The sequence below is a fragment of the Candidatus Rokuibacteriota bacterium genome (genome assembly GCA_016209385.1).
In the GTDB taxonomy this organism is placed as follows: Bacteria; Methylomirabilota; Methylomirabilia; order Rokubacteriales; family CSP1-6; genus JACQWB01.
On sequence record JACQWB010000190.1, the window covers coordinates 23,371 to 32,336 of the forward strand.

The window sequence follows — 8,966 nt, forward strand, 5'->3', positions numbered from 1 at the left end:
GCCTAGTTTTGCTCCGCCTTGATCTTCATCCTCAGCAGCAGCGTGTCGTACGAAGAGGTCCGGATAATCTTATCGAACTGGGCACGGAAGCTGCTGGCGAGCCGCGCTCCATCGACCACTACATCGGAAATTGACCATCTCTGGTCGTCATACTTGAGGTGATAGTCAACAGGGAGTTCTTCTCCCTTGTTGTCAACGAGGGTTGTCTGGACGCGGGCTCGATCCTTCTCGACGGACTCCGCGCCGTAGGCGGCCTGCCTGTTGCGAAGGAACCGGAGCACAAGGCGGTCGTACGACCGCTCGAAGAAGGCGCCAAAAACCGTGACGAACTGCTCCCTCTGCTGCGGCGTCAGCCCCGCCCAATGGGTCCTCAACGATTCCCGGCCCATCTCCGCGAAATCGAAGGTGTCGCGAATGATCCGCTGCACCCTTTGCCTCCGTTCGACCTCTTTGGCCGGCCCCTGGAGCTGCGGATCGGTCAGGACCGCGTAGACGGCATCCAGGGTCGCCCTGACCCGGTCCTGAGGTTCAGCGGCGAGGGCAGGCGACAACAGGCTGAGGTGGAAAACGATGAACACAGCAACGATTCCTACTTTTCTTCCATTCATCGGTGCTTCCTCCTTGCCATAAGTTCCTCCCCCCCGTCGCGAAGCCCTTCGCCGGGATCATCCTAACACACTCGCCAACACTTTATGCAAGGCCCCAAGCTCTGGGAAATTTTTCACTCGCCAATCCCGAAGCGCGATCCGGCTCCACACTCGGTGAAACGGTGCTAAGCAAGGCGGTCACGGACATCAGCCGCGATGCTGCAGGTCGCCGGGACGGTCCTTAGAGGGCATCTGCGCATCGAGAGGTTCACAAAACCGTTGCGAACCCTCCCCCTCCGCTCCCGCATCGTATGGATGTCTGCAGGAGTGGGAGCCACCCACACACTTCAAAACGAGAACTAGAGCACAGAAGGAGGAGCCCATGAAACGGTTTCTAGCAACCTTGTCCGTCCTTACCCTTGTCGTTGGCGCGGTCACCCCGGTGTGGGCGGAAAACTCACTCGGATTCCGAATCGCCCAGAAGGTCTTTCGAGGCTTTGAGAACACCGCCTTTGGGTTCGTCACCGAGTGGCCCAAGACCATCTACTACGACAGCGTTGACCACGGGATCCCCTACGGCGTCACCGTGGGCGCTCTGAGAGGCGTCGGCATGGGAGTCCTCCGGACCGGGGTCGGCGTCTATGAGGTTGCGACCTTTCCCGTTCCCATGCCCGGGAACTACACGCCCCTGCTCTATCCTGAGTACCCCCACCAGCTCACGGAAGAGACCCGATAACACAGCCCGGATCGTGAACTCCGCCGCCGGCGGGTCCACCAGGGTTCGGGCGAGGAGAGAAGTCAGCATGGGACGGCTTGTAAGAGCGGTAACGCAACTGCTGAGGGTCCTTCGGGATGTTCGCGGGGTCAGCCTCTATGAGACTACGGCGGTCGTCGCGATGACGGCCATCGTCGCTGCGACGGCCATCCCGGCAGTCATGGATCGGATCGAGCAATCCAAGTCGGGCCGAGCAGCAAACGAAGCAGTCACCCTTGCCAACGCCATGATGCGCTTCTTTCAGGACACCGGCAAATGGCCGGCCGAGGTGGAGATACGCCGTGTAGGAAGTACGATCTGCTTCCTCCAGACAGGGGTGCCCGCCACGGATCCCACGCAGGGCACGCTCCTCCCGCTGGTGGGTGAGCTGGGGACCGATGCGACGACCAGGACCTCGCGACTCAGTTCAGCCACTCGAACCCTCCCTCAGGTGGGTAACCTGGGGATCGACGCGAGCCAGTTCCTCGGGCGCAGCTGCAACACCTTGACGCCGGCCGTCGTGTTGAACATCAACGAGTTTCTCGTCCGGAAGCCCAGCGAGATTGACTATCCTAACTGGGCCGGTCCCTACATGGAACCCATCGCCAGCGACCCCTGGGACCAGGCCTATCTGATCAACGTCCTCCCGCTCCTCTTCGCCACCGACATTCCTGATCCCGGCTCGGGAAGGGTGGCCGACACCGGCCAGGCGACAGTCGGCACGGTCACGGTGAGCGGGTCGGCCGGCGGCGGCAGGGTGGCCGACACCGGCCGGACGATTACAGGGGTTTCGCTCGGCTTCGGCTGGATCATCACGGCCGGACCTGACCGGGTCCTTCAGACCCCGCTAACCCGTCCACAGCTCGATGAGGGCTCTGACGATGTGGGGAAGAACATCGGCGCTCGGGTCGTGAAGTCCGCCGGCGGTCGGTCCGCCAGCGGGCTCTCGCCCTCCACGAGCACCCAAGGCGGAACCCGATAAGGATTCGAAATGAGGCAAACCATGGCGCCCATCCATCTCACCGCGCTCACCCACGTCGTTGTCGCGAGCGGCTAGCTACGGTCCTCTGAATGAAGTGCGCAAGCCAGTAAGCGTGGGAGCCTATGACCAGGACCCAGATAAAGAGCGGCAGGAGCCAGTCGGCCTTCCAGAGCAGGACGAGAAACGCGGCCAGAATGAAGTAGACCGGGTCCCGATTGGCCAATCGGAGCGTCGCGCGCGCAACGCCGCGCCCGGCCGGCGGCGGGAAGAAGTTGGTGAAGAGCGAACACAGCGCGATGCCCGCGCCCGCCAGGGCGCTAAGGGCCACTCTCAGCGGGCCGTTTCGGGGCCCGGCGGTGACAGCCATGCCGACGACGATCAGGATGTCGGTGGCGGTGTCCACGCCCACATCCAGCCATGCGCCGAATTTGGATACCTGCCCGGTCAGGCGGGCGAGCTCGCCATCGACGTGATCCACCACCGCCTGCAGGAAGTACAGCAGCAGTCCGAGCATGGCAGAATTCGGAGTCGCGTACCAAAATTGCGACGCTGCGATCACGCCCACGACTAGACCGGCCAGGGTGACGGCGTTGGGGGTGACCGGCAACTGGGCCAAGAGCCGCGCCAGAGGTCCGGCGCACGGCCGATGGACGAACCTGTCCGTGAGGCCGTCCGTCGACCAGGCTTGATTTGCAGGTACCTCCATGAACCGGCCTGGGGGCCACTCCGGCCGAGTGTCTATCGAGGATCGTTCAGCTTCCGAACCAGACTTTCGTGAGAGGTGAGTTTTCGTCAGTATAACAGCTCCCAACAGCTCCATAACCCATCGCTCCGCGCCTAACCGACCGGCTTGCGGATCACTGCACGGACGCGGGCGGTGCGGGGCGCCCGGCAAGGTGGCTGTAGAGCATAGACGGATATCGCCCAGGTGGTGAGGTATGCGCTCTCCGGCCTTAGGTGGGAGTCACAAACGGCCCCGACGAAACCCCTGGTCCGACGCCCGCGTGAACGAATGAGGGCTTCTGGTCCAGTAGCCGGAAGCCCCGTTCTGGCGGTGCTTGGCCGGGAGACGGTAAGAGCGGCGAAGCACCGCCAGGTGAGCAATCACGGGCTCAGAACATCGCGAAGAAATTAACGCCGCTCACGATGGCTTCCTCGTCGGCACCCCCCGCGAGCTTTCTCGCTCCAGCCCCGGGGAAGAAGATGCTGAAGAACGGCCTGATCTGGTACTGCGGCGCGGGCTTAAATACCACCATCGCGTCGATCCCACCCCCGATCTCGGAGGAGACGGAGCCGATGTTGAGGGACCGGAACTCGGCCTCGATCGGCTCAGTCCTGTGGTAGCGCAGCCAGCGCCCGATCAGGTGGAAATCCCACTTCGGGTTCCAGGAGCCCTGGAGGCCACCGGCGAGCATCAGGTAGCGAGGCCGGACCATGTCGTCCGGCCCCGCCGGGGGGCTCAGAAGCCGAATCAGTTACAAGACTTCTCGCCCCCAGGGCCGCACGGCGACCTTGGTTGAGGGCCGGCGTGCGGACCTGCCCTACTCTCGCTCCAGAGAAACCACGGAGGCTTGTGCCTGCAGAAGCTCAATAGTCCCCTGCATGGAGCGGGCCCTTACGAGGAACTGGCAGTTCATGGTTTGAGAGCCGCCGCGGAGTTCAAAAGTCAAAATATCGCCCGTAACCCGGCCGTTTTCGATCCGTTTTTCAGTCGCAATCAGAGGCGACGCTGCCGGCGATGTCTTGGTGCTGGAAAAGGAAAAACTACCCTCTTCCAGACTGACGGTGCCCGTTACCTTCGTACCCTCTTGCTTGAGGTTAAGAACAACAACTCCCATTGCGTTCGCTCCCGGCAGGGTAACCATTGTTCCCTTCCAGACGCCGGTCACATCGATCGGTTCTTTGGATTGGGCTGTGGCCACGAGCGCCACCAGCGCAAAACCCGCCAAAAGCATCGCAAAGATCCTTTTCATGGAATCCCTCCTCTTGGGGAACCACTCATGAGCTGTGCCGGTCCAGCCCCGGCACCCCCCGACACTCCTGTTCCCGCGATGCGACCAGAGGCGGGCCACGACCGGACAAACGGTCGGCACGACCCACGAGGGCGTAGGAAAGTGGCCCAGAGCTCTGGCCCATGATTAGCTCAGCCCGTCGCGGGCTTAGAAGATCGCGAAGAAGTTGACCCCGCTCACGATGGCGTCCTCGTTACCCCCCGAGATCTTCCTCACGCCAGCTCCGGGGAAGAAGATGCTGAAGAACGGCCTGATCTGGTACTGCGGCACAGGCTTGAAGACCACCATTACGTCGAAGGCGGCCCCGATCGTCGGGGCGACCGAGCCGACGTTGAAGGCGCGGAACTCGGCCTCGATCGGCTCGGTCCTGTGGTAGCGGAGCCAGCGGCCGATCAGGTGGAAGTCCCACTGGGGGTTGTAGGAGCCCTGGAGGCCGGTCGAGACCATCAGGTAGCCCGGGCTGTCGCCCTTGCCAAAGCGGTTATTGAAGGTAGCGGCCGAACCGAACGTCGCACCTTCAAAAATGTTGCCGATGGTGGGGCCAATCCCCCGGCCGTCCACACCGAAGCCGAAGTCGGCTGTGCCGTCACCGATGATAGGCGAACCCAGCCCGAGCACGGTCTTCCGAATGAGCGGCAGGTCACCCGGCCGCAGGCCGTTTGGGCTCGAAGGCGACACGAACCCCTTCAAATCATCGTCGAAGGGATCGTCATCGCCCCGGAGGAACTCCGCCGAGACGAAGGGGATCACGCCCCTGAGCGGCCACCAGCGCTCCTTCGACCAGTCGAAGTCCAGCCTCAAGTACGTCGCAAGCGAGTGGATGTCGAAGGACTCGCGGCCGAACGGGAGGGTGCCGGTCACCCGATCCCTGAGCCCTGAGATTCTTCCGACCAGGTAGACGAACTCAGCGCTCGGGCGGAGCCAGCCGATGGTCCCTGTCCCCTGGATGCCGAGGTACCCGGTGTCCTGGTTGGGCTGGATGTTGTCCAGGCTCGCCTGGAGGGGGTCAGCGGGCCGCGCCACGGCGCCCGGTCCCACCGCGTTAAGTCGGTTCTGTTCAGCCCCGCTATGCGGGGTGTTCCGCAGATAGTAGATGCCGAACGGCTCGACCAGGAAGCGGCCGAACGGATGTGCGAAGTTGTAGCCAATCTTGGCGCTGAAGATTTCGGTGTCGTCCTCTCTCGTCTCCTGGTTGCTGACCCTGGCCGCGAATCTGAAGCCCGAATCGCCGGCCGCCCCGCCGAAGTCGGTCCGCTTGTGCCAGCCCGCCTGCCACGACCACGGCCCGGCGCCGCCCTTGAACCAGATCCCGGGGTCGTCGTCGATGTACACCAGCCCGCCGATCTGGTCCACGGCGTAGATGTCCGCACCAACCGTGAAGGTCGTGTTGACCTCGGGGATGAGCAGGGAGAGGTTCAGCCGCTCGATGTTGGGATTGTTCGCGTCGATTTCCCGTTCGTCCAGGGCGCCGTCGAGCTCGATGGCGGTGTAGAGCGAGAGCCGGCCCTTGGTGACGGTGAAGAACAGGCGGTTCTCGAAGCCGATGATAGTGTCTTCCTCGCCGAAGACCCCGAACTCGTTGATGGTCCGGAAGTTGGTCCGTCGGTTGAAATCCAGGCCCTTCACCGTCATCGGCTGGTAATCGAGGCTGATCCCGAACCTGAAGTTGGTGCCGTCCGGTGTCGTGAAGCTCGCCGATCCCGGCCCAACCGGCTTGATCTGCTGGGCCGGCGCCGGAGTTGCCGCGAGCCCTCCCAGGAGAAGGCTCGCCAGCACAATTGCCACTGATCGCTTCATGGTCCCCTCCGCCTTGAGCGACGAGTCGCGTTAAAAGACCCTGGCGAGCGCGGCTACCCTGCCGTACGCGCGATCACCTCCTCTCTGCGTCGCCCGCGGCGCGTCTGGGGTCGTACAGCGTGAAGACGTCGAGGGATCGCTTCGTGCCGGCCCCCGAGAGGACCACCAGCATGACCCCTCCGTCACCCCCCAGGTCGCCGATCGCCAGGTCCAGCGCCTGGCCGCTGACGTCAGCGGACTCCCAGCGCTTGGCGAACCGCCGGGCCTCCGCGTCCCACCCGTAGCCGAGGGCACCGCCCCTGACGCTATCGCCTTTCTTGCCGAGCGACACCCGGAGCCCGAAGACCCGGGGGTTCGCCACGGTGACAATGTCCGGCAGCGCCGCCGACCTGGGGACCGAAGCGAGGAGGATCCGCCTCGGGATGCTCCGCCAGATCGCCAGCTGCTCCGCGGTGGCGTCGAAGTTCAGACCGCGGTAGTCCGGGAACCGCGGCGTTTGGGCAAAGCCGAGCGCGTCAACCTCCCCCAGGTCGTCCTCACTTTCCCAGCGGAGCTGTCCCTCTTCGTCGTAGATCTTGAGCTGTCCGTCCGGGGCCACGAGCGCCAGGTCCGCTCGCCCGTCGCCGTCCAGATCTCCGCTCGCGAAGGCGTAGACGGAAGGCACGACCTGCGGGAGCGGAATCTGAGCGCCGAGCTGGTACCGGCCGTCCTTCCACTCCAGCGCCTTCACCGCCCCCTCGAACGGCTCATAGAGCCCCATCCCCTGGGCCAGGAGGAGCGGGGGTTGTCCAGGTCGCCTCAGCACCCGGAGGTACCGGTGGAGGTTCGTCTGGAGAAGCTCGATTCGCCCCTTGTCCAGCTCGGCGATGGAAGACGCGAGGATGTTCTCCATCTGGTTCTGGCGCGGGGCGGTCCGGACCGCGGTCAGGATGATCTCGTCCTTCCCGTTGCCGTTGATATCGGCCGCATCCACGGAGAGGTAGGTCGTGAATGCCGGCAGCGGATCGCTGGTGGCGACGGGCGCGAGGTCGCGCCCGGTCCAGCGGTAGACGATCACCTGCTGGTCAGTGATCCCGATCACCTCCGGCCGCCCGTCGCCGTCCACGTCGCCAAGGGCGATGCCGTTGAGGGCGTGGGGGAGCGGCACCGTCTGGTGATCCGCGCTCCGCTCGACTCTCTGGATGGCCCTTGCGGGCTCGGCGGGCCGAATTGCTGCGCCATAGGGCGTTGACGGGGCCGGGGAGGTGGTCGGCGAAGCGGGCGTCGGAGCGGCCTGGGTCTGTGCCGAGACCCATGCGGCTTGACGCTGGGCGAGAGTCTGGCCCGTGAACATGGAGCGCACCCTGAGGACCACCGCGTTGCCGGCGGCCCCGGAGAGCAGCAGCGGGGCGATTGTGAGCGCGTACTCGCGCTCCTCCTGCAGCCGCTTGAGCCGCCAGCGCTCTTCGGCGGGCTGGTCGGCGCGCACGACGCGGAGGCGGCGGTCTGTGAGCAGCTCCAGCTCGAGCCAGCGGTCCAGATGCCGCTCGAGGCCGGCGAGTTCCGGAGAGTCCCCGGCCTCTGTCCGGAGGAGCACGATCGTGATCCGCGGAGGCCAAACTACCTGGTCCCCCGGCCGGAGGTCCCCCTCGTTCCAGAGAACGGTCGCGCGGGCTGTCTGGCCTCGCGCCTCAGCGATTCGGACCGCCCCCACCATGTCCGCAAACCCACTGCCGCCTGCGGCAGGCGTTCGAACGACCAGGTACTCGGCGTCCGTCGGGGGTGCGGGACCGGGAAAATTCACGACAAGGTGACCGGAGCCCTGAACTGAGACAACGCGGCCGGCAGGCCGTTCTGTGAAGAGATCGGCGAGGAGCGCCTTTACCGCCTCCTCCATCGCCGCCCTCAGTGAGGTTGCGGGTGGAGCCGCCGAGGCTCCGATCGCCCCCGCCATGAGACAGGCCGCGATAATCGGCAGGATCGTTCGCTGGCTCCGGTTGACGACCACGGTCCCTTGCCTCCTCGAACCCGATCCCTCAACCCGGCGACATACGGGCTCAGCGAAAACAAAAAAGGCCGCCTCGGAGCCCACAAACGCTCCTTAGACGGCCTCCTGTATGTCAGGTCAGCCTAGCGCGTAACCTACTTCAGCCCTGAACTAGCTGTCAAGAGGAATTTCCCGCGAATTCTCCGCACCAAGGCCAGCCCGGACGATCTGCGCCTCCGGGCCAACGGTCTCGGAGCTGCTCACCGTTTCCCCTCCGGCGCTGGAATCACAAATTGTACCCACTCGGTCACCCGGTCGTCGCGCAGATAGACTGTCATTCCCGCGCTCGGCGGCAAGTGCCTCGCGTCATAGGGGAAATACACCCATTTCTCGGCTCCCCTCCCGAGCGCGGACCGATACCGGGGATGGCCCAACGCCATCAGCAATCCCTCTGCGCTCATGCCTCGTATGATTTGCGCCTCGAGGACTGCTTCGCGCTCCCCTGCCGGCAGGGCGGCAAGCCGTTGAGGCAGGCCGAGGGACTCTGCATACACCGTCCGCGCCTCGCGGCCGGGCTGAGAGACGTAGGCGTTTTGTTGAGCGGTGGTCATGAACGCACTGTAGACTTCAAAGAGCCGCCGCTCGTCCTGCGGAAGGCCAAAGTACCCCCAAGCCGTCGCACAGCCGGCACCGGCTAGTGTGAGGTAGAGCACACTTGGGAGCCATAGTCCCGAGGCAGAAGCGGCGGCGCTCAGGCTCCGCGTGCGGGGGCGATCCGCCCTCAGAGCTGGCGAATCCAATCGATACACTCCCTGCAGCGCTTCCCCCCGCAGAAGATCAGGTCCCACAGAACAAACAAGCCCATCAC

9 protein-coding genes are annotated in these 8,966 nt (G+C 64.5%); 2 read left to right on the forward strand and 7 right to left on the reverse strand.

Annotation, left to right across the window (positions count from 1 at the left end):
* Positions 1-2: 2 nt before the first annotated feature.
* A complete protein-coding gene (locus HY726_13655) occupies positions 3-608 on the reverse strand; it encodes an ABC transporter substrate-binding protein (protein MBI4610042.1) in 606 nt (201 codons plus the stop codon).
* A 361-nt stretch (positions 609-969) separates the two neighbouring features.
* Between HY726_13655 and HY726_13660 the strand changes: the two genes are divergently transcribed.
* On the forward strand, positions 970-1,323 hold the full coding sequence (locus HY726_13660) for an exosortase system-associated protein, TIGR04073 family (GenBank protein MBI4610043.1): 354 nt from the start codon (positions 970-972) through the stop codon (positions 1,321-1,323).
* Between the two features lie 67 nt (positions 1,324-1,390).
* Positions 1,391-2,323, forward strand: a complete 933-nt coding sequence (locus tag HY726_13665; GenBank protein MBI4610044.1) for a hypothetical protein — start codon at positions 1,391-1,393, stop codon at positions 2,321-2,323.
* 46 nt (positions 2,324-2,369) lie between these two features.
* Here HY726_13665 and HY726_13670 read toward each other — a convergent pair whose 3' ends face one another.
* From HY726_13670 to HY726_13695, 6 genes are all read right to left on the reverse strand, one after another.
* Complete coding sequence (locus HY726_13670; protein ID MBI4610045.1) at positions 2,370-2,939, reverse strand: CDP-alcohol phosphatidyltransferase family protein; 570 nt, start codon at positions 2,937-2,939, stop codon at positions 2,370-2,372.
* A gap of 496 nt (positions 2,940-3,435) precedes the next feature.
* A complete protein-coding gene (locus tag HY726_13675; protein MBI4610046.1) occupies positions 3,436-3,759 on the reverse strand; it encodes a hypothetical protein in 324 nt (107 codons plus the stop codon).
* A 105-nt stretch (positions 3,760-3,864) separates the two neighbouring features.
* Positions 3,865-4,296 carry a hypothetical protein gene (locus HY726_13680; protein MBI4610047.1) on the reverse strand — a complete coding sequence of 144 codons (432 nt, stop codon included), beginning with the start codon at positions 4,294-4,296 and terminating at the stop codon, positions 3,865-3,867.
* 186 nt (positions 4,297-4,482) lie between these two features.
* On the reverse strand, positions 4,483-6,132 hold the full coding sequence (locus HY726_13685; GenBank protein MBI4610048.1) for a hypothetical protein: 1,650 nt from the start codon (positions 6,130-6,132) through the stop codon (positions 4,483-4,485).
* 73 nt (positions 6,133-6,205) lie between these two features.
* Positions 6,206-8,008, reverse strand: coding sequence for a VCBS repeat-containing protein (locus tag HY726_13690; GenBank protein ID MBI4610049.1), 1,803 nt, complete (start codon positions 8,006-8,008; stop codon positions 6,206-6,208).
* A gap of 350 nt (positions 8,009-8,358) precedes the next feature.
* Complete coding sequence (locus tag HY726_13695; protein MBI4610050.1) at positions 8,359-8,811, reverse strand: hypothetical protein; 453 nt, start codon at positions 8,809-8,811, stop codon at positions 8,359-8,361.
* Positions 8,812-8,966 lie beyond the last annotated feature (155 nt).